Raw genomic sequence first — 20,305 nt, forward strand, 5'->3', positions numbered from 1 at the left:
CAGAAAATATCGTCGGGTGATGAGAAGTGGGCGAACCGTCCGCTTCTTTTGTTCTTGAGGAATGAGTGAAGCGAGTTGTCTAAGCGTTTGCAATCCACAATAGAGGCCCTTCTAACCCCGGCTGCGAATCGCGAGGGGTTTGAACTGGTTGCTGTCGAGGTAGTCGGAGTACACAGATCTCCGGTCATTCGCATCTTCTTGGATCATCCAGCGGGCATCGATGTCGAGCGTCTCGCTAGTGCAAACAAGTGGATCTCCGACATCCTTGACGCCGAGGATCCGGTTAGCGGTTCGTACACCCTGGAAGTAAGTTCTCCGGGGGTCGACAGGCCGTTGTCGAAGAAGTCAGACTTCGTGCGATTCTTGGGCGAGACGGCCTCAATCAAGACGGATCCGATAGATGGTAGATCCTCCTTCACGGGAGCGATCTCCGACGTAACAGATGAAGATATCGTGCTAAGTTCAGAAGTGGGTGTCTTCAGAGTACCCTTCACCCAGATCAAGAAGGCCCGATTGAAGGGCAAGATCGATTTCAGCCAGAAAGGAGAGCACCCTAAATGAGCTCAGATCTGATGGATGCCCTGAAAACACTCGCTCGTGAGAAGAATATCGATGAGTTCGACATGATCGACAAGCTCCAGCAGCAGCTGGCGGCTACCTACAGACGCATCATGGAGCTCGACAATGACACCCGAGTGGTTCTGGACAAAGAAACGGGCAGAATCTATGTATACGAACTCGTCCCCGTAGGCGGGACGGAGGAAGAGCCTATCCTTGAGGAGCACGATATCACCCCCAAGGATGTGTCCAGAATTGCTGCCCAGGCTGCAAAAGGTGTCATAACGCAGATGATTCGTGATGTTGAAAAAGATCGCATCTACGATGAGTATTCCGATCGGATCGGCGAGAGTGTTACAGGCATCGTGCAGCAGTCTGATTCGCGCTACACCCTGATCAAGCTGAGGGAGGGCGTCGAGGCTCTTCTGCCCCCGAGCGAACAGCCTCCTAACGAGAGGTACGATCACAATCAGCGAATCAAAGCCTACATCATAGAGGTCCGCAAGACATCCAGTGAACCTTCGGTGGTCGTCTCCAGGACACACCCTGGATTGATTCGCAGGTTGTTCGAGCTGGAGGTTCCCGAGATATACGACGGGATCGTCGAGATCAAGAGCGTGGCTAGGGAGCCAGGCATGCGCAGCAAGATCGCAGTCTCCAGTCGTGAGCCAAGCCTCGATCCCGTGGGCGCTTGTGTCGGCCCCAAAGGATCTCGCGTGCGGATGATTGTGGGAGAGCTACGTGGCGAGCGCATTGACGTGGTTCCTTGGTCCGAAAACAATGCGGAGTATGTTGCGAACGCGTTGTCACCTGCGAAGGTGGCAAAGGTCCAGGTCGATGTTGACACACATACTGCGACTGTCATGGTCCCCGATGACCAGCTCTCGCTGGCCATCGGCAAAGAAGGCCAGAATGCTCGTCTGGCCGCCAAGCTCACTGGCTGGAGAATCGACATCAAGAGTCTGGCCCAAGCGGGTACTTCCGGGCATGGTACTTCAGCCTCAGGGGAACTCGATGCCGTTCCCGCAGACGAAGATGGCCGATGTGTATCGGTGACCTCCACAGGACTACGCTGTCGCAACCGCTCCAACAAGGGATCGCGGTACTGCCGGATACACGAAGGAGATTCTGACGCTTAGTGAGCACTCAGGCAAAATCTCCCATCAGAACCTGCGTCGGCTGCCGAAAGTCCCAAGAGAAGGGTACTTTGATTCGGATAGTTCGTTCTCCAGACTCCGGTATTTCCGTCGATTCGAGCGGCCGATTGCCTGGCAGGGGCGCATATATCCATGCTAATGAAGAGTGTTTCGACTTAGCGGTCAAGCGCAAACGCTTCGAACCTGCGTTGCGAGTAAAATTGTACGAAGATGACACTTCGCGCTTACGGACGGAACTCCGTAGCTGTATTGATGATGTTCGTTTCCATGCACGCAAGGATGGTGAAAGCTGCTGATGCCCAGTATGCGAGTACATGAGCTGGCCAAAGAATTCGGGATGAACTCCCAAGAGCTGCTGGGACACCTTCAGCGTTTGAAGATCCCCGCGAAGGGACATTCCTCCTCATTGGTCGAGGCTTACGTTGACAAGATTCGAAAAGACCTAGGGCCCGTTATCGCCGAAAAGCAGGCCGAATTAGAAGCCATCCGCTTGCAGCAGCTCGAAGAAGAGAGACGCCTCGCCGAAGAGCTTGAAGCCAAAGCGCAGGCAGAGGCTGTAGAGCGCGCTAATCGTGAGGCAGCTGCAAGAGCTGAGCGCGAAGCAGCCGAAGCTTCGCTCAAGGCTGAGCGTGAAGCGGAGGAAGCAAACGCTAGGGCCGCAGCTGAGGCATTCCAGGCTGAGCAAGAAGCAGCAGCTAATGAGCGTGCTGAACAAGAGAAGCGCGATGCCGAGGAAGCGGCGAGGCTCGATCGCGAAGAGGCAGAGCGCTACCGTGCGATGGCGGAGCAGGCCCAGGCCCAGACAGCGATCAAGACGGCTCATGACAGGGTGATTCAAGAGGCGAAAGATGCTGTAGCGGCTGCTGCTCGCGACGGGAAGAAGAAGAAGAAAAAGCAGAAGAGACATGAGGTAACCGCTACGGCCACGGAGGACTCGACTCCCGTCGAGGTCGTCTCGGCAGGCAAGGCTGATGGTGCCCTTACCGTCACAGAAGGTGCCACCGTCGGCGAGCTGGCTGCCTTGCTCGACACATCCACCAGCGAGATCATCAAGCGACTGATGCTGCTTGGAACCATGCTGACGGTCAATCAGCCGATGCCTCGTGACGTTATGGAGTTGGTGGCCGAGGATCTTGGCAGGACACTCAACATCGTCCGCCTGGAGGAAGAGACGGTCTTGACCTTCACTGATGCCCCCGAGGACCTTATACCTCGCCCTCCGGTTGTCACCGTCATGGGTCATGTCGACCATGGAAAGACATCGCTGCTCGACGCGATCCGTGAGACTGGAGTTGCCCAAACCGAGGCAGGTGGCATCACTCAGCATATCGGTGCTTCAGTGGTCACTCACAAGGATCAGCGGATCACATTCATCGATACGCCGGGACACGAGGCATTCACAGCGATGCGCGCCCGTGGAGCCAAGGTGACTGACATCGCGATTCTTGTTGTAGCCGCAGACGACGGGGTCATGCCGCAAACAGTAGAGGCCATCCATCACGCTAAGGCTGCAAAGGTGCCGATAATCATCGCTGTCAACAAGATTGACAAAGATGGAGCTAATCCTGACCAGGTGCGCCAGATATTGACCGAGCACGAGATCGTCCCCGAAGAGTGGGGCGGAAACAACATCTTCGTCGATGTTTCGGCTAAGAAACGTATCAATATCGATGAGCTTCTAGAGACGATTTTGCTCGTCGCCGAAGTCGAAGAGCTTCGAGCCAACCCCGAAGCTCCGGCAAGCGGAGTTGTCATCGAGGCCAAGCTCGACAAGGGTCGCGGGCCTGTTGCAACCGTGCTGGTCCAAAGAGGGACCCTCAGGGTCGGTGATTCTCTGGTCGCAGGCTCCACCTACGGCCGCGTAAGAGCCCTGGTCGATCCCAAAGGCGCCACCATCTCCTCGGCGGGCCCTGCTGACCCTGTTGAGGTACTCGGCCTCGGAAGCGTGCCTTCTGCCGGAGACGAATTCCGAGTCTTCGCCGATGAGCGCGATTCGAAGAATCTCGCTGAGGAACGTGCCTTGAAGCTAAGACTGTTGGCCCAGGACAAGAAGGTCCATGTCTCGCTGGATGACTTGTTCGCTCGCATTCAGGAAGGCAATCTTCGCGAGTTGAACTTGGTGGTCAAGGCCGATGTTCATGGCTCGATCGAAGCCCTCAAGGACGCGCTGGACAAGATGGACCAGAGCGAGGTGAAGATCTCTGTCATCCACTCAGCAGTCGGAGGTATCACCGAGACCGATGTCATGCTAGCCGACGCATCCGATGCCATCATCATCGGATTCAATGTGCGACCCGAACCCAAAGCCAAAGCCCTGGCGGAGAAGGAGAGCGTTGACCTGAGGATGTATCGGGTCATCTACCAGGCTATCGAGGACATCAACGCGGCGCGAGTCGGAATGTTGGCTCCCGACGTCGTCGAGACCGACACGGCGCAAGTGGAGGTCCGCGAGTTGTTCAGGGTGCCAAAGATCGGCGTCATTGCCGGATGCTACGTTCTTGATGGCGAGATCAGCCGAGACGATCGAATTCGAATTGTGCGTGAAGGCCTGATCGTATACGAAGGCAAGGTCGGATCGCTTCGTCGGTTCAAAGAAGATGTCAAGTCCGTTCGTGGAGGATATGAGTGTGGTATCTCCATCGATGGATACCAAGATCTCAAGCAAGGCGACCTGATCGAAGGATTCAAAATCTCCGAAGTCGCCCGCACAGAATGATCGAGGTGAAGCGATGAAGGAGACTTCCAGAACTCGCAAGATGAACGAGAGCCTCAGGGAGGCCATCGCTCTGATATTGCTGGACGCCATATCCGACCCTCGCCTGCACTTCGTTACCGTCACTGGGGTCAGAGTGTCCCCAGACATGGCGGTGGCCAACGTTTACGTCACCGCTCACGGTGATGCAGATCGCTACCAAGAGGTTCTAGCCGGATTGGATTCCGCCAAAGGGCGCATCAGGGGCATACTCGGTGGGAAGATCACCACCCGAGTGACTCCGGAGCTGAGGTTCTTCATCGACGAGAGCGTGGATGCAGGCATGCGGATAGCCGAGGCACTGAAGTCACCGCCCGCATCCATGTCCGCTGATCGTCGGTCTTCGGCTGATGGCGAACCAACCGAATCCGGCACTTCTGGGTGAGGTGGCTTCCAATGCAATCCGAGGTCCAAAAGGCGGTTTCTCGCCTGCAGAAGGCGGATTTCGTCGTTGTAGGTTCCCACACCCAACCTGACGGAGACGCCATTGGATCGACGCTGGCTCTCACCCTGGCTCTGCGTTCGATTGGCATTGAAGCCGTTCCGACCCTTGCAGACGGTTGCGATGTACCGTCGACGTACACGTTCTTGCCGGGGATCGCCCTGATCGTCCCATTCTCGGAGTTAGAGGATGTTGATGTCTTTGTCGCCCTTGACACCGCGTCGTTTTCGCGGCTCGGTGGCTCATCGATACTTGCTGAATCCGCCGCTAGCGTGATAGTCGTGGATCATCATGCAGACAACCCCGGTTTCGGGTCCATCAATGTCATCGACCCGTCCAAGGCCGCTACCGCCCACTTGGTATGGGAACTACTCGGTCCCCTAGGCGTCCAGCCAACTCCCGAGATTGCGCTGTGCTGCTACACCGGCCTCGTCACGGACACCGGTCGATTCTCATATTCCAATACCACTGCTGAGGCCCTAAGGTGCGCCGCCGAGATGATTGAGAGTGGTGTCGACCCTGCAGAGACGGCCCGACTCGTATACCAAGAGCTCTCACCAGCTTATCTCGCGCTTGAGGCCAGAGTCTTGGCGAGGCTCACTCTCGCCAATTCCGGAAGGGTCGCCTGGTCTTGGTGCACCGAGCGGGATTTCACCGAGACTGGCGCAACACTCTCCGAGATCGAGGGATTACCCGATGCAGTCAGGCGAATACAAGGCGTCGATGTTGTTCTCATGCTACGGGTTCTCGAAGGCGAGATCCGAGGCAACCTCAGGTCCAAGACCGGTTTCGATGTTTCTTCGGTGGCTAGGGTATTCGGTGGGGGAGGGCATGTGCCCGCTGCGGGCTTCACATACAACGGATCGATGCAGACACTGCTTGACCGATTGATGCCTATGTTGCCCGGCGGCGATTCGGCTTCGTGATGGCACGCCGCAACACCACCGATTTGTGCGGCATTCTGCCTTTCGACAAATCTAGCGGACCTTCGAGTCACGACATCATCAACATTGTTCGAAGGATAAGCGGAGAAGGCAGAGTTGGACATGCCGGGACATTGGACCCTATGGCCACCGGGTTGCTCGTGGTGCTACTTGGTCCGGCGACGCGCCTCGCTCGATTCCTCACCGCAGAGTCGAAGACGTATCGAGCCAAGATAACCTTCGGATCCGCCACGGACACGGACGACGCCGATGGAGAGATCATTTCCACACTCCCAGTCCCGTCACAAGTATCTGAAGTCGGGTTCGTCGAAGCTTGTATCGAAGGGCTTATCGGCCAGAGGGATCAGCTTCCGCCGGCATATTCGGCCATAAAACTCGGCGGGACCAAAGCCTATACGGTTGCTCGTCGTGGTGAGACGCCGGAGTTGCAGCCTAGAACGGTTCGGATAGATGACGCCCGCCTGATAACCCTCGATGGGGGCCCACCGCCCACCTGGGATGTTGAGCTCTCGGTATCAAAGGGCACCTACATCCGCTCAATAGCCCGCGATCTCGGGTCAGCTCTCGGCACGGCGGCGCATCTGAGCGAACTCAGACGGTCCCGCTCCGGAACCGTGGATGTGGGGCAGGCTATAACTGCCGACATCATCAAGGGCCACAGTGGGTCAGTCTCCGAGTTCTTCATCGATCCTGTCGAGACTCTTGGATTCCCTGTGATCCAAATCGGTGACGATCAGGCCGCTGCGGCATCCAACGGCTGTCGATTGTCGATCGATCCGCTCGACTCCGAGCCAGCAATAGATACTCCGCTGACGGTGGTGGATCGTTCAAGGATCATAGGGATATTCTCATCCGATGGCGCTCGCTTGATCCCGATGCTGATTCTCCCAGGTGATGCTCCACTATTGAGGCACCCATGAGTACGGTGATGACATGGAGCCCAGAGATCGAGCATCTCGGTGACTGCGTACTCACTATCGGGGTTTTCGATGGCGTGCATCTTGGACACGTCAACCTGATTTCGGAGACAGTGCGTAGGGCTACGCTATCCGGGGTTCCCTCAGTCCTCATCACATTCGATCGAGACCCGGACACCGTTGTAAATCCTGGCGTCGACACCGTTCAGCTTCTGTCCCTAGCCGAGAAGATCGACCGCTTGTCCCATACCGGAATCGAGCGGATCATCATCTTGCCCTTTGACGATCGTATGGCCGCCTACTCACCGAAGGACTTCTTGAGTCTGGTGGTACTTCAAGCGATGACCCCCCGGCACATCATCGTGGGGGAGGATTTCCGCTTCGGAAACAAGGCAACTGGCGACATCCGTCTTCTGACGGCGCTTGCGGCAAAATCGGGCATCGATGTTTTGGGGATACCTCTACTGGAGCTTGACGGCGCCCCGGTCAAGTCTACCCGAATCAAGCGTCATCTCGTCGATGGGGATGTGGAGCGCGCCAAGCGCCTCCTTGGACATCCGCATTCGCTATCCGGAACCGTAATCCACGGTGCGGGTCGCGGAAGCCGATTGCTCTCAATCCCAACGATCAACATCAGCACCCAGGGTGCTAGCCTTCTGCCTGCTGCTGGCGTGTACTCTGGGAAAGCTCACCTCGTCGACGGTGGTCATCCCGCGGCAATCTTCGTCGGTAGCTCACCATCATTCGCCGATTCAAGGTTCGGAGTCGAAGCTCACCTTCTCGGCTTTGCGAATGATGTCTATGCCCAAAAGGTCACGCTGACGTTCGAAACACGCATCCGTGATCTTCAGGAATTCGCCACTCCTGACGCACTTGCATCGGCGATCATAGCCGATGTCGACATCGTCCGACGTCTGTCAGGAATGGAGCCGGAATCACCATGATGGAATCTCCGGTCGTGTCTAGCTACGATGAGTCGTCAGCCCCTGATTGTGGTATTATGTTTAGGTTGTATGGATACCCTGTCCTTCGATCATCGAATCACCAACGATTTTCATCGGAGAGGGCGAACCCCGTTAGAAAGGTGAAGATGTAACATGGCTTTGGATAAGGAAATCAAGTCGCAGATCGTGTCAGAGTACGCTAGGGGCGAAGCAGACACCGGGTCCCCAGAGGTTCAGGTCGCTTTGCTGACCAAGCGTATTCGTGATTTGACCGAGCACCTCAAGATCCACAAGACTGATCACCACACCCGCCGAGGGCTTCTGCGACTCGTCGGACAGAGGCGTAACCTGCTCGCATACCTGAAGAAATCCGATATTGAGCGTTACCGGGACCTTATTGCACGTCTAGGAATCCGCGGTTAGTGGATTTCGAACGCACGAGTGTAGCCGCAACCAAAGTGTGCGGCACGGAACAGGAAGTGGAAATTGATGAGTAAGGTTGTCGAGACTTTTGAGCTGTTTGGCAAGGAGTATACGTTCGAGACAGGCGAGCTGGCCAAGCAGGCTGGCGGAGCGGTGGTTGTGCGCCAGGGAGACACTATGGTCTTGGTGGCTGCCACAGCGTCGGCCCAAGCCAAGGATTTCGACTTCTTCCCACTGACGGTGGACTTTGAAGAGCGGATGTACGCTGCCGGGAAGTTGCCCGGCGGTTTCATCAAGCGTGAGGCCAGGCCTAGCGAAAAGGCGATTCTGACTGCACGGATGATCGACCGTCCTCTGCGTTCAGCTTTCGCAGAAGGCTTCCGTAACGAGGTCCAGATCATTGCGACCGTGCTCTCGGCTGATCAGGTCCATCAGCCCGATGTGATTTGCATCATGGGAGCGTCGGCGGCTTTGATGGTTGCTGGGATCCCCTTCGACGGTCCGCTGTCCGGTGTCCGGGTCGCTAGGGTCGACGGCGAGCTGCTTGTCAACCCCACCTTCGAAGAGCTTGATCGCTCCGACCTCGACCTTGTGGTTGCCGGTTCCGCCGATGCAATCTACATGATCGAAGCCGGAGCCAATGAGGTTACTGAGGACGACATGTTAGAAGCGTTGCGGTTCGCGCAGAACGCGATTGCGCAATTCTGTGAAGTCCAGAAAGATTTCGCTAGCCGCGTTGCATCCACCAAGATGGAAGTTGCTATCTACGAGATCGACGAAGCGCTCAGAAGTAGGGTCTTCTCCCTCGGCTATGACAAGATGAGCGAGGCGCTGCGTAACCCCGATAAGCATTCCAGAATGTCGGATGTGGCAACCGTCAAAGAGTTCGTCATCACTCAGTTCTCCGACGATGAGATGGCCGCCTCGGGTAAAGACATCAAAGCTCTTCTCAAAGAACTCGAGAAGACGGCCATGAGGCGCATGGTCCTCGATGAGGGCGAGCGAGTTGACGGTCGTCGATCCGATGAGGTTCGTGAGATTTCGAGTGTAGCCGGCTACCTCCCTCGCGCCCACGGATCGACGACCGTCCTCTGCGTTCAGCTTTCGCAGAAGGCTTCCGTAACGAGGTCCAGATCATTGCGACCGTGCTCTCGGCTGATCAGGTCCATCAGCCCGATGTGATTTGCATCATGGGAGCGTCGGCGGCTTTGATGGTTGCTGGGATCCCCTTCGACGGTCCGCTGTCCGGTGTCCGGGTCGCTAGGGTCGACGGCGAGCTGCTTGTCAACCCCACCTTCGAAGAGCTTGATCGCTCCGACCTCGACCTTGTGGTTGCCGGTTCCGCCGATGCAATCTACATGATCGAAGCCGGAGCCAATGAGGTTACTGAGGACGACATGTTAGAAGCGTTGCGGTTCGCGCAGAACGCGATTGCGCAATTCTGTGAAGTCCAGAAAGATTTCGCTAGCCGCGTTGCATCCACCAAGATGGAAGTTGCTATCTACGAGATCGACGAAGCGCTCAGAAGTAGGGTCTTCTCCCTCGGCTATGACAAGATGAGCGAGGCGCTGCGTAACCCCGATAAGCATTCCAGAATGTCGGATGTGGCAACCGTCAAAGAGTTCGTCATCACTCAGTTCTCCGACGATGAGATGGCCGCCTCGGGTAAAGACATCAAAGCTCTTCTCAAAGAACTCGAGAAGACGGCCATGAGGCGCATGGTCCTCGATGAGGGCGAGCGAGTTGACGGTCGTCGATCCGATGAGGTTCGTGAGATTTCGAGTGTAGCCGGCTACCTCCCTCGCGCCCACGGATCGGGTCTCTTCACCCGCGGTCAGACTCAGGTACTTTCGGTTTTGACGCTCGGCATGCTGTCCGAATGGCAGCGCATCGACACCATCGATGTCACCGATGGCAAGCGCTACCTGCATCACTACAACTTCCCGCCGTTCTGTACTGGGGAAACCGGATTCATGCGCGGACCCAAGCGCCGAGAGATTGGGCACGGAGCGCTCGCGGAGAGGGCCCTCGTCCCCGTCCTTCCTGAAGAGGATGAGTTTCCCTACACGATTCGTATAGTCTCCGAAGTCTTGGAGTCCAACGGTTCGAGCTCCATGGGTTCGGTTTGTGGTTCGACACTAAGCCTCATGGATGCCGGCGTGCCTATCACTGCACCTGTCTCAGGAATTGCGATGGGGCTGATCAAAGAGGGCGACGAGGTTGCTGTACTTTCAGACATTCAGGGACTCGAGGACTTCCTCGGCGACATGGACTTCAAAGTAGCGGGTACCGAGAATGGGATCACCGCCCTCCAGATGGATAACAAGGCCAAAGGCTTGAGCCATGAGATCTTGGAGCAGGCCCTGCGTCAGGCAAAGACCGGTCGCGAGCATATCCTCTCCGAGATGATGAAGGTCATCGACACCCCCCGCGAAGAACTCAAGGAGAACGCCCCGCGCATTATCACAGTCCGCATTCCTGTGGATCGTATTCGTGAGGTCATCGGGTCCGGAGGAAAAGTCGTTCGTTCAATCCAGGAAGAAACTGGTGCCCAGATCGACATCCAGGAGGACGGCACCATCTTCATTGCATCGAGGGATCAAGGTGGGGAAGAGGCTCGTCGCCGTATCGAGATGATTGTCAAGCAACCTGAGATCGGCGAAAAGTACACCGGACGAGTCGTCTCCATCCAGGCATTCGGCGCCTTTGTGGAGCTTATGCCTGGCAAAGATGGACTCCTTCACATCTCGAAGGTTGCCAAGGGTCGGGTCGAGAAGGTCGAGGACGTCCTCAGCGTTGGGGATGAGGTCGAGGTCGAGATCACCGACATCGACGATCGTGGCAAGGTATCCTTGGATCGTCTGGACAAGCCTGAGGCTCCAGCCGGCGCTCAGGGCGCTCCGCGCTCTTCCGAGCGGGATCCTCGCCCTCACGGTCGTGGTAGCGATGACCGCTCGTCAACGGATTCCAAGAGGCCTCGCAGAAGGCACTAACCATAATCGTATACTTCACCCACGCCGACCAAATCCTCGCTAGCGATGAAGGGCTGGCGTGGGTGAATACATTTAGCGAAGGATCGTGAATATGTTCTACCAGCAAACTGTGCTGGACAACGGATTGACTGTAGTCACCGAGCGTATCGATACGGTGCGGTCGGTTGCTCTTGGTGTATGGTTCCGGGTAGGTAGCAGGGATGAAACCAGTGCCGAAGCCGGAATGTCACACTTTATTGAACACATGATGTTCAAGGGGACGCCCACTCGCAGTGCTGCGGACATCTCGCAGGCATTCGACCGCATCGGGGCCGATCTCAATGCATTCACCGCGAAGGAATACACCTGCTACTACTCCAGATTCGTCAGCGACAACCTGCCCGTTGTCATCGATCTCTTCTCCGACATGCTCTGCAACTCTTCGCTGGCCGAAGACGCTTGCTTTCGCGAGCGCGAGGTCGTCCTCGAGGAGATCGCCCGCACCGAAGATGCGCCTGACGATCAGATCCACGAGATCTTCGCTTCGGGTTTGTACGCTGGCCACCCTTTGGGCTCGTCGATCCTAGGCACGCGTGCCAGCGTTGCTGGTTTCGATCATGCCGCCACGGCAGCGTTCAGGCAAAAACATTACTCGCCAGGCAACTGCATAGTCGCTGCTGCTGGTTTGATCGATCACGATGAACTTGTGGCCCTGGTATCCTCGCTCCTTGTGCTACCGGGCTCAACCATCAACACACGCACGCTTTCGACTCCGACGTCACCTAAATCACTGGTGTCAATCAACAAGGAGACCGAACAGTCCCATATCTGCTACGGGATGACTGCATTGAAGTGGGACCACCCTGATCGTTATGCACTTTCGATTGCAGACGCGGTTCTCGGAGGCGGAATGTCCAGTAGGTTGTTCCAAGAGATTCGTGAGAGCAAAGGTCTTGCGTATGCCGTCTACAGTTTCATGACGCTCTTTCAAGAGACCGGACAGTTCGCAGTCTACGCTGGCACTCGTCCTGCGAATACCGCCGAGGTCGTCCGCATCATCCGCCAACAAATTGAGCTCATGGCCTCCGATGGCATCTCGGCAGCGGAACTTGACAGGGCGCGTAACTCCTTCAAGGGGCACTTGGTGCTGGGCCTCGAGGATACAAGGGCCAGGATGTCGCGTTTGGGCAAGAGTTTCGTTGTTCAATCAGAGCTTCTGTCGATAGATGAGCTCATCGGGCGAATCGAGGCGGTTACCGTGGACGATGTCGCTCGCGTGGTCTCATCCGTATTCGCTGCCAAGGGCTCACTCGCGTTCATCGGGCCACTCACTTCCGAGGAAGTTGATCGACTGTCCCAGTAAGGTTACGGGAGGTTCGTTATGGTGAAGGTTCTTGTCTGCGGTGCTTTGGGAAAGATGGGTTCGGCTGCTGTCGAGGCTGTCATGGCTACCGATGACCTGCACTTGGTGGCTGTCGTGGACACTGGGATAAGTCTCCAGTCCGAGCCCGAAAACATCGAATCACCCCGAGAATTCCGAGATCTCGCTCAGGCGATAGCGGCCACCGAACCCGATGTGATGGTCGACTTCACTCATCCTCAATCAGTTGAGGACAACCTAGCCATCGCACTGCGATCCGGTGTCGATTGCGTGGTGGGGACCACGGGGCTGTCGCCGGATGTCCTTTCCTCGCTTGCAGAAAATGCACCTAACGGGACATGCCTGTTCTTCGCCCCGAACTTTGCAGTTGGGGCGGTGCTGATGATGAGATTTGCAGCCGAAGCAGCCAGATTCATGCCGCACGTCGAGATAATCGAGTTGCATCACGACCAAAAAGCCGATGCTCCCAGTGGAACCGCACTAAGAACCGCCTCTCTGATCGCGGAGCATCGGTCACTCGTTCCAGGTGAAGCGGCAGTGGAGTCGCAGGTCCTCGCGGGGGCGACCGGTGCACAAGTTGACGGCATCCCAGTCCACTCCATCAGGCTTCCGGGCCTAGTAGCACATCAAGAGGTTATCTTCGGAGCTAGCGGTCAAACGTTGACCATCCGCCACGATTCTCTCGATCGCACTTCTTTCATGCCCGGAGTTCTGCTGGCTGTCCGCAAGGTTGGGGGTCTCTCGGGTTTGATTGTTGGCCTAGAAACGCTTATGGGTGATTAGCTTGGCTTCAGACACCATCGGAAATTCGGGTTCCATTGTCGTCATGAAGTTCGGCGGTACATCGACTGCTGACCACCAGAGTCGAAAAGCAGTGGTTGGGAAGATACTCAACGCCATCAAGTCAGGGCTCAGTCCGGTGGTAGTTGTCAGCGCAATGGGCAGGCAAGGCTCCCCGTACGCAACCGACACCCTTTTGGCGCTACTCGATGAGGGTGCAACCGACCCGCAAGACACAGACCTACTCTTGTCGACAGGTGAGATCATTTCAGCAGTGGTTGTTGCTCAGGAGTTGAGGGCCGCAGGCATTTTAGCCAAGGCTATATCAGGTGGCGATGCTGGGTTGATCACCGAAGAAAACCATGGCGACGCACGAATAGTAGCCATCTATCCGGATCGAATTATCGAGCTGATACAAGGTGGTTGCGTTCCCGTAGTTGCCGGCTTCCAGGGAGTCTCGGTCGGCGGATCGACAACCACCCTTGGCCGGGGTGGTAGCGACACAACTGCTTGTGCGCTTGGTGTAGCTCTCGATGCTGCGGCCGTTGAGATCTATTCGGATGTCGAAGGAGTTGCAACGGCCGATCCGCGGGCCTGTGACGGAACCAGGATCCTCGAGGTCATCGGGGCAGACGAGTTGTTCCAGCTTGCTAGGCATGGCGCGCGAGTAGTGCATGCGCCGGCAGCAGATCTTGCTCTTCGCAACAGCCTCCGCCTCAGGATTCGAGGCACGTTTTCTGCCGATGAGGGAACCATGGTATTACCCGATGACCGTTACTCTCCAACAGGGGTTGCAACTGCACTTTCGCACACAACCGACATAGTGCGCGTACGGGTCGACCTTAGTCATGATGAGGGCTCTCCCGACCACATGAAAGCTCAGTCCGAGGTCTATTCGGCGATGGCGCTTCGTGGGATATCGCTCGACATGTTCACCCCCGCTGGCCGCCATCTGATCTTCACTACCTCGTTTGATTGCACTGAGGGATTGAAGGCAGCCTTGGATGCTCTCTCGCTCCCATACGACCTTCAGACTGATTTGTCTAAAATCACCCTTGTTGGGGCTGGAATGCACGGTGTACCCGGCGTAATCGCCAAGATGTCTGAGTGCCTGAACACCGCAGGCGTGCCAGTTCTCCAGAGCTCCGACAGCCACACCACAATCTCGGTAATCGTGAATTCAAGGTTGCTTAGGGTTGCCCTTGAAGCGCTAAGTAAGGACTTCGATCTTGGAAATGGGAATTGTTCGTGCTGAGCGAAGAACTTGGCGCTCTGCCACGATTGGACGTAATGTGTCGTTGAAGTGCTTTAGAATGGCTAGAGTCGAAAAGAATCACATGAGGAGAGCGAATTATGACCACCCCTAGATTCGGACGCTTGATTACTGCGATGGTGACTCCGTTCACTGCCGACGGCTCCCTCGATCTACCCAGGGCTGGAGCGCTCGCAGAGAGGTTGATCTCACAGGGATCCGACGCACTCTTGGTGTGCGGGACCACCGGTGAGTCCCCTACAGTGTTCTACGATCAAAAGCTGGATCTCTTCCGAAGTGTCCTCGAAGCGAACCAAGGTAGAGTCCCGGTGATCGCCAACGTTGGTGACAACTGCACCGATGATTCCATCCACTTCGCCCGCAAGGTTGAGGGGCTTGGCGTCGATGCCTTGATGGCCGTGGTTCCGTACTACAACAAGCCGCCGCAAGAGGGGCTGTATCGACATTTCCGTGCCATAGCTCAAGCAGTCGAACTGCCTGTCATCCTCTACAACATCCCGGCGCGTTGCGTGATCAACATGGAGCCAAGTACAATCGTTCGGCTTGCCGCCGACTGCCCAAATATCGTTGCAGTCAAGCAGGCCAACTCGGACCTTTCACAAGCCGCCGAAATCATCGCCAGTGCCCCAGCTGGATTCGAGGTCCTCGCAGGTGACGATGAGCTCACGCTACCGATGATGGCTATCGGCGGCACTGGTGTAATATCTGTACTGTCAAACATTGCGGGACCGCAGTTCAAAGAGATGATCGAGGCCCAAGTCGCCGGCGATCATACACGCGCACTCAGACTTCACCTTGAGCTGCTCCCTTTGATAAAGACACTGTTCATCACGGCAAACCCAATAATGGTGAAGAAAGCGTTCGAATTGATGGGATATCCTGTCGGAGGGGTCAGACTTCCGCTCATCGAAGCCAATCAGGCTCAAGAAGCGGAACTGTCTGCTGTCCTTAGGCACCTGGATCTCATCTGAGTCTGTCCGCAGCATAGAGAACTGGAGCAACAACACATCTTATGACACACAAGAAGAACCGACTTCGGGTCATCCCTTTGGGGGGACTCGAGGAAATCGGAAAGAACATGACCGTGTTCGAGTACGGCAACGACATGGTTGTAATTGACGCTGGCATCATGTTTCCAGATGACGCTCATCCCGGTGTGGACCTCATACTCCCAGATTACTCCTACATCCTAAAAAGAGTCGACAAACTTCGCGGCATCATCATCACTCATGGGCACGAAGACCACACAGGAGCGTTGCCATACCTCCTCAAGGATCTGGGTGAGTCCGTCCCCGTCTTGGGAACCCGACTGACGTTGGGTCTGATCAAGGGCAAACTTGAGGAGCACGGTATCAGCAAGCCCAAGCTTCGCGAGATTCGAGCCGGTATGCACGTCAATCTGGGAGGCTTCGGCTTCGACTTCATAGCAGTTAACCACTCAATACCCGATAGTGTGGCGGTCGTAATCAGGACCTCTTTTGGAAACATCCTTCATACTGGGGATTTCAAATTCGATCAAACTCCTGTCGATGGACGCCAGACGGATTATCAGGAGTTGGCTAAGCTCGGGAAGCAGGGGCTCCTCATGCTTCTCAGTGATTCGACCAACGCCGAAACGCCAGGCACTACAAAGTCTGAGTCCGTTGTCGGACCGACGCTCCATTCGATCATGTCCGAAGCTGATCAACGTGTTATCGTTGCGTCATTCGCCAGTCACATCCATCGCCTGCAGCAAGTCTGCGATGCTGCCATTGCGTGTGGCCGAAAAGTCGTGGTCACTGGGCGGTCGATGATCAACAATGTTAAGATCGCCAGGACTTTGGGATATCTGAACATTGACGACGCCAATATAGTCGACGCGTACACCGCCGGCGAAATCCCAGCTGATAAGGTGTGCGTACTGTCCACGGGCAGCCAAGGGGAGCCTCTGTCCGCCTTGTCCCGCATGGCTAGTGGTGAACACAGGGCCGTACAGATCCAGAGCGGGGACACCGTGATCATCTCGGCAAGTCCGGTTCCCGGGAACGAGAAGGCTGTCGGGAAGGTCATCAACAGGCTCGTCAAGCTCGGAGCGGATGTATTCCACAAGTCCTTTGCTCCGGTTCACGTCTCGGGGCATGCGGCGTCGGAGGAACTCAAGCTCATGCTCAACCTCGTCAATCCCGAGTACTTCGTTCCGGTCCATGGCGAATCAAGGCACCTTCATGCTCATGCAAAATGCGCTGTGTCTGTTGGTGTTGCTGCCGAGAAGATTTTCATCATGGAGAACGGCGAGTGTCTTGAGATATCGGATCGAGGGGTGAGGATCTCGGAGAAGGTTCAGTCCGGGGTGGTCTACGTCGATGGAATCGGCGTTGGTGATGTGGGCAAACATGTCCTCAAGGATCGACACCTTCTGGCTAAGGACGGCATTGTCACCATCGTCCTCGCATTCGATCCACGCACAAAGAAGATCGCTTCAGAGATCGAGTTGATCATGCGCGGGGTCACCCTTGCAGATGACGATGCCCTTCACTCGGATACAAGGGATCGGATACGCAAAACACTGGACCGGGTCGTGCGCGATAGCAGTGTTTCCACAGAGGACATCCAACGTGCAGTCAGGGATTCAGTAGCTAATATGTTGTGGGACAGAATCAGACGTCGTCCGATGGTCGTACCTGTGGTCATGGAGGTCAGTTGATGGAGATTTTTTGGGCGCTCGTACTCGGTATTGTTCAGGGCTTCGCTGAGTTTCTGCCGATCTCTTCCTCTGGTCACCTTCGTCTCATCCAAGATATGTTCTTGCTACCGGAAACCTTTGGGCTAGCTTTCGATGTCTTGTTGCATATTGGAACCCTATTGGCCGTCGTGGTGTATTTTCGGGGCGACTTGGCCCATATGGCCTCTGCTGTTCTCACCAATGCCCCTGAGCGACAGGATGATAGGCGACTTCTGTTTCTGATCGTGGTCGCCACAGTTCCTACCGGGCTAATCGGATTATTCGGCGCAGATTGGTTCGAGAATGTTCCTACTCTCTTCATCGGAATCGGTCTCGTCGTCACTGCACTTCTCTTGAAGGCGGCAGATCGTTTGTCTAGACGCTCCATACATTCTGCCGGCAGACTGGGCTACGTACCTGCACTGCTCATCGGTGTTGCGCAGGGCCTCGCAATCATGCCGGGCATCTCAAGATCCGGTGCTACCATGGCGGCCGGGCTTGGACTGGGTCTAGATCGCGAGCAGGCAGCGAGGTTTTCCTTCCTCTTGTCAATCCCAGTGATTTTGCTGGCATCAATGAAGGAGGGGTATGAGGTGGTGGTCCTGAACGAGCCCATCCCGGGAACTGCGGCAATCTTGGTGGGATTGCTCGCGTCTACGATAACAGGGTATATCGCGATCGCTGGCCTCATGCGCTTCATCAAGAGCAATTCTTTCACCGTGTTCTCAATCTACACGGCTATACTTGGTGTTGCCGTGATAATCTGGCAAACGGTAGGGTAGGAAGGGGCGTCGCACGGGATCGAGATGACCTCAAACAACAAGAAACGTTCTCGAACTGCTAGCGCCGCAAAGCGTACCGCGGGGCGCAGGGTTGATCCAGCCAGCCCAATGCTTGACCAGAGCTCCCGCTACGACATCATCGGGATCAGTCTGTGTGCACTCGCGATTGCGATGGGTATTGCACTCTTTGCGGAGGGCACTGGCATCGCCGGGGAGTACTTTTCCCAGATAGTAGCGCTGGCGTTTGGAGACGGTGGCTACGTTCTCCCAGTTATCATAATGGTTTTTGGGGTAACCTTTTTTCTCCGGCTGAACACACTTACTGAGGCTAGAGTCGGTATGGGCCTGCTGCTGATGTTCACAGCCCTGGTGTCGATGTTTTCCGTTGGCGCACCCCTCGAAAACTTTTGGACCCCCGAGAGCGTTGCCGCACGAGGGGGCTATTATGGAGCGGCGATTGCTTGGGTACTGGTCAGCATGGTTGGGGATACCATCGCGTATGTCTTCCTTGTTGCACTGATGCTTATCGGCCTCGTGCTGAGTGGAGCCTCAATTTCGTCGGCAATCTCCTGGATCCGCAACTCATATTCAGCGACTGGCGGTGAAGATAATGAGGTCAGATCCAAGAAGCGCTCTCAGCCTCGTGCCAAGGATGTTTCCCCTATGCCGGATCCTGTCGGGAGGGTTAACCCTGAGACTTATGCTGAGACGGTACGGCCACCACGGCCTTCGGCTCAAGAAGATCCAGCCAGACATCGCAAGACAACGCCTTCACCCCATTTCGCTGCACCGAGAGCAATGGAAGGTTTCGAGCTTCCGGCCCCAACACTCCTGGAGAGGACCAGCTCCCGCACAGCTAGTGTGAACAACGACCGCGAATTGGCTCTCACAGCTCGTCTGATTGAGGACACGCTGGCTACGTTCGATATACCGGCTAAGGTTTTGCGATGGGTGCCTGGGCCTACGGTGACGATGTTCGAACTCGATCTAACCCGAGGAATCAAAGTAAGCAGAGTTACCACTTTGGCCGACGACCTCGCCCTGTCTTTAGCGGCGCCAACCGTTCGTATCTTGGCCCCAATTCCGGGAAAGTCGCTTGTTGGAATCGAAGTTCCCAACGACCGACGACAGACCGTGACCTTGGGTGATGTGTTGGGAGCCGACTCGAAGATGCATACTTCGGCTGGCCCTTTGTTGCTGGGAGTTGGGAAGGATGTTGGCGGGGAGTCGGTACTGGCAGATTTGGCGACAATGCCTCATTTGTTGATAGCCGGATCGACGGGTACCGGAAAATCGGTCTGCATCAACGCATTGCTTTCGAGCATTCTAATGCGGGCTACCCCAAGTGAGGTCCGACTGATTCTCATCGACCCCAAGAGGATCGAATTGTCCCTGTACAACGGGATTCCTCACCTGTACGTTCCTGTGGTCACCGAGGCCAAGCAGGCCGCCAGCGCACTCGCGTGGTCGGTATCGGAGATGGAAAGGCGACTGAAGTTGCTCCAATCCGCTGGCGCCAGGAACATTGGGATGTACAACGGTCTCTTGCACGCCGGCAAACTTCCTGAAGATGCCCAAGAACTACCCTATCTTGTTATTGTGATCGACGAACTTGCGGACCTAATGATGGTTGTTGCCAAAGAGGTCGAGGACTCGATCTGCCGGCTGGCTCAGATGGCTAGAGCCGCGGGAATCCACCTGATAGTGGCCACTCAGCGGCCTAGTACCGACATCATTACCGGCCTGATAAAGACCAATATCACCAATAGGATTGCCTTTGCCGTGGGCAGCAGTATCGACAGCCGAGTCATCCTGGATCAACCCGGTGCCGAGAAGTTGGTTGGCTTGGGCGACATGCTCTTTTCGATGCCTGCTTGGCCGAAACCCAAGAGGATTCAAGGGGCATATATCTCAGAGGCTGAGATCGCCAAGATCATGGAGCACGTCAAATCACAGGCCAATCCCGACTATCATGAAGAGATCCTGACTTTGAAAGTGGCTCAGTCAGGCGGGGGTGTTGACACGGGGGGAGATGAAGATCCCCTATTGTGGGAGGCAGCCGACATCGTGGTTACCAGTGGCATCGGATCAACATCACTTTTGCAACGCCGGCTAAAGGTCGGGTATGCTCGTGCTGGCAGGATTATGGACATGCTGGAAACTCGCGGTATCGTCGGACTGCCTGATGGTAGCCGTCCCCGTGAAGTCTTGATCGACATTCAGGATCTTGAGGCGATGATGGCCCTCGACGCCCGGGATATAACCGGAGATTGAGAATC

At 56.0% G+C, this 20,305-nt stretch carries 17 protein-coding genes and 1 pseudogene; all 18 read left to right on the forward strand.

Annotation, left to right across the window (positions count from 1 at the left end; all coding sequences use genetic code 11):
* Nucleotides 1–75 precede the first annotated feature (75 nt).
* The 18 genes and pseudogenes from M1617_04580 (at nt 76) to M1617_04665 (ending at nt 20,300) form a co-directional block, all read left to right on the forward strand.
* Nucleotides 76–561, forward strand: a complete 486-nt coding sequence (locus M1617_04580; GenBank protein MCL5887565.1) for a ribosome maturation factor RimP — start codon at nt 76–78, stop codon at nt 559–561.
* The gene (nusA, locus tag M1617_04585; protein MCL5887566.1) at nt 558–1,697 is read left to right on the forward strand and encodes a transcription termination factor NusA; all 1,140 of its coding nucleotides are present in this window, start codon (nt 558–560) and stop codon (nt 1,695–1,697) included. Before M1617_04580 ends, nusA begins: the two co-directional genes overlap by 4 nt.
* Nucleotides 1,697–2,011, forward strand: coding sequence for a YlxR family protein (locus tag M1617_04590; GenBank protein MCL5887567.1), 315 nt, complete (start codon nt 1,697–1,699; stop codon nt 2,009–2,011). Before nusA ends, M1617_04590 begins: the two co-directional genes overlap by 1 nt.
* A complete protein-coding gene (gene infB, locus M1617_04595) occupies nt 2,011–4,431 on the forward strand; it encodes a translation initiation factor IF-2 (protein MCL5887568.1) in 2,421 nt (806 codons plus the stop codon). The genes M1617_04590 and infB overlap by 1 nt, the downstream gene beginning before the upstream one ends.
* 13 nt (nt 4,432–4,444) lie before the next feature.
* A complete protein-coding gene (gene rbfA / locus M1617_04600) occupies nt 4,445–4,852 on the forward strand; it encodes a 30S ribosome-binding factor RbfA (GenBank protein MCL5887569.1) in 408 nt (135 codons plus the stop codon).
* An 11-nt stretch (nt 4,853–4,863) separates the two neighbouring features.
* The gene (locus M1617_04605; GenBank protein ID MCL5887570.1) at nt 4,864–5,835 is read left to right on the forward strand and encodes a bifunctional oligoribonuclease/PAP phosphatase NrnA; all 972 of its coding nucleotides are present in this window, start codon (nt 4,864–4,866) and stop codon (nt 5,833–5,835) included.
* Entirely contained in the window at nt 5,835–6,773 is a 939-nt protein-coding gene (gene truB, locus M1617_04610; GenBank protein ID MCL5887571.1) for a tRNA pseudouridine(55) synthase TruB, read from the forward strand. The genes M1617_04605 and truB overlap by 1 nt, the downstream gene beginning before the upstream one ends.
* Complete coding sequence (gene ribF / locus M1617_04615) at nt 6,770–7,714, forward strand: riboflavin biosynthesis protein RibF (GenBank protein MCL5887572.1); 945 nt, start codon at nt 6,770–6,772, stop codon at nt 7,712–7,714. The genes truB and ribF overlap by 4 nt, the downstream gene beginning before the upstream one ends.
* Before the next feature lie 153 nt (nt 7,715–7,867).
* Nucleotides 7,868–8,137 carry a 30S ribosomal protein S15 gene (gene rpsO / locus M1617_04620; protein MCL5887573.1) on the forward strand — a complete coding sequence of 90 codons (270 nt, stop codon included), beginning with the start codon at nt 7,868–7,870 and terminating at the stop codon, nt 8,135–8,137.
* Nucleotides 8,138–8,203: 66 nt separating this feature from the next.
* Complete coding sequence (locus M1617_04625; protein MCL5887574.1) at nt 8,204–9,319, forward strand: hypothetical protein; 1,116 nt, start codon at nt 8,204–8,206, stop codon at nt 9,317–9,319.
* Nucleotides 9,211–11,130: pseudogene (locus M1617_04630) on the forward strand (polyribonucleotide nucleotidyltransferase). Before M1617_04625 ends, M1617_04630 begins: the two are co-directional and overlap by 109 nt.
* 91 nt (nt 11,131–11,221) lie before the next feature.
* Complete coding sequence (locus tag M1617_04635) at nt 11,222–12,472, forward strand: insulinase family protein (protein ID MCL5887575.1); 1,251 nt, start codon at nt 11,222–11,224, stop codon at nt 12,470–12,472.
* A gap of 18 nt (nt 12,473–12,490) precedes the next feature.
* Nucleotides 12,491–13,273, forward strand: a complete 783-nt coding sequence (gene dapB, locus M1617_04640) for a 4-hydroxy-tetrahydrodipicolinate reductase (protein ID MCL5887576.1) — start codon at nt 12,491–12,493, stop codon at nt 13,271–13,273.
* A gap of 1 nt (nt 13,274) precedes the next feature.
* Entirely contained in the window at nt 13,275–14,525 is a 1,251-nt protein-coding gene (locus M1617_04645) for an aspartate kinase (protein MCL5887577.1), read from the forward strand.
* A gap of 98 nt (nt 14,526–14,623) precedes the next feature.
* Entirely contained in the window at nt 14,624–15,514 is an 891-nt protein-coding gene (dapA, locus tag M1617_04650; GenBank protein MCL5887578.1) for a 4-hydroxy-tetrahydrodipicolinate synthase, read from the forward strand.
* 41 nt (nt 15,515–15,555) lie between these two features.
* Entirely contained in the window at nt 15,556–17,226 is a 1,671-nt protein-coding gene (locus tag M1617_04655; protein MCL5887579.1) for a ribonuclease J, read from the forward strand.
* On the forward strand, nt 17,226–18,026 hold the full coding sequence (locus M1617_04660) for an undecaprenyl-diphosphate phosphatase (GenBank protein ID MCL5887580.1): 801 nt from the start codon (nt 17,226–17,228) through the stop codon (nt 18,024–18,026). Before M1617_04655 ends, M1617_04660 begins: the two co-directional genes overlap by 1 nt.
* 108 nt (nt 18,027–18,134) lie before the next feature.
* Nucleotides 18,135–20,300, forward strand: coding sequence for a DNA translocase FtsK 4TM domain-containing protein (locus tag M1617_04665; GenBank protein ID MCL5887581.1), 2,166 nt, complete (start codon nt 18,135–18,137; stop codon nt 20,298–20,300).
* Nucleotides 20,301–20,305: the final 5 nt, after the last annotated feature.

It is taken from the genome of Actinomycetota bacterium (assembly GCA_023488435.1).
GTDB lineage: Bacteria > Actinomycetota > Coriobacteriia > Anaerosomatales > UBA912 > UBA912.

Coding starts and splice junctions, on each gene's coding strand:
- dapB (MCL5887576.1), top strand. CDS start 12,491: ATGGTGAAGGTTCTTGTCTGCGGTGCTTTGGGAAAGATGGGTTCGGCT.
- ribF (MCL5887572.1), top strand. CDS start 6,770: ATGAGTACGGTGATGACATGGAGCCCAGAGATCGAGCATCTCGGTGAC.
- M1617_04655 (MCL5887579.1), top strand. CDS start 15,556: ATGACACACAAGAAGAACCGACTTCGGGTCATCCCTTTGGGGGGACTC.
- truB (MCL5887571.1), top strand. CDS start 5,835: ATGGCACGCCGCAACACCACCGATTTGTGCGGCATTCTGCCTTTCGAC.
- M1617_04625 (MCL5887574.1), top strand. CDS start 8,204: ATGAGTAAGGTTGTCGAGACTTTTGAGCTGTTTGGCAAGGAGTATACG.
- rpsO (MCL5887573.1), top strand. CDS start 7,868: ATGGCTTTGGATAAGGAAATCAAGTCGCAGATCGTGTCAGAGTACGCT.
- M1617_04635 (MCL5887575.1), top strand. CDS start 11,222: ATGTTCTACCAGCAAACTGTGCTGGACAACGGATTGACTGTAGTCACC.
- M1617_04660 (MCL5887580.1), top strand. CDS start 17,226: ATGGAGATTTTTTGGGCGCTCGTACTCGGTATTGTTCAGGGCTTCGCT.
- dapA (MCL5887578.1), top strand. CDS start 14,624: ATGACCACCCCTAGATTCGGACGCTTGATTACTGCGATGGTGACTCCG.
- rbfA (MCL5887569.1), top strand. CDS start 4,445: ATGAAGGAGACTTCCAGAACTCGCAAGATGAACGAGAGCCTCAGGGAG.
- M1617_04605 (MCL5887570.1), top strand. CDS start 4,864: ATGCAATCCGAGGTCCAAAAGGCGGTTTCTCGCCTGCAGAAGGCGGAT.
- infB (MCL5887568.1), top strand. CDS start 2,011: ATGCCCAGTATGCGAGTACATGAGCTGGCCAAAGAATTCGGGATGAAC.
- M1617_04665 (MCL5887581.1), top strand. CDS start 18,135: ATGCTTGACCAGAGCTCCCGCTACGACATCATCGGGATCAGTCTGTGT.
- nusA (MCL5887566.1), top strand. CDS start 558: ATGAGCTCAGATCTGATGGATGCCCTGAAAACACTCGCTCGTGAGAAG.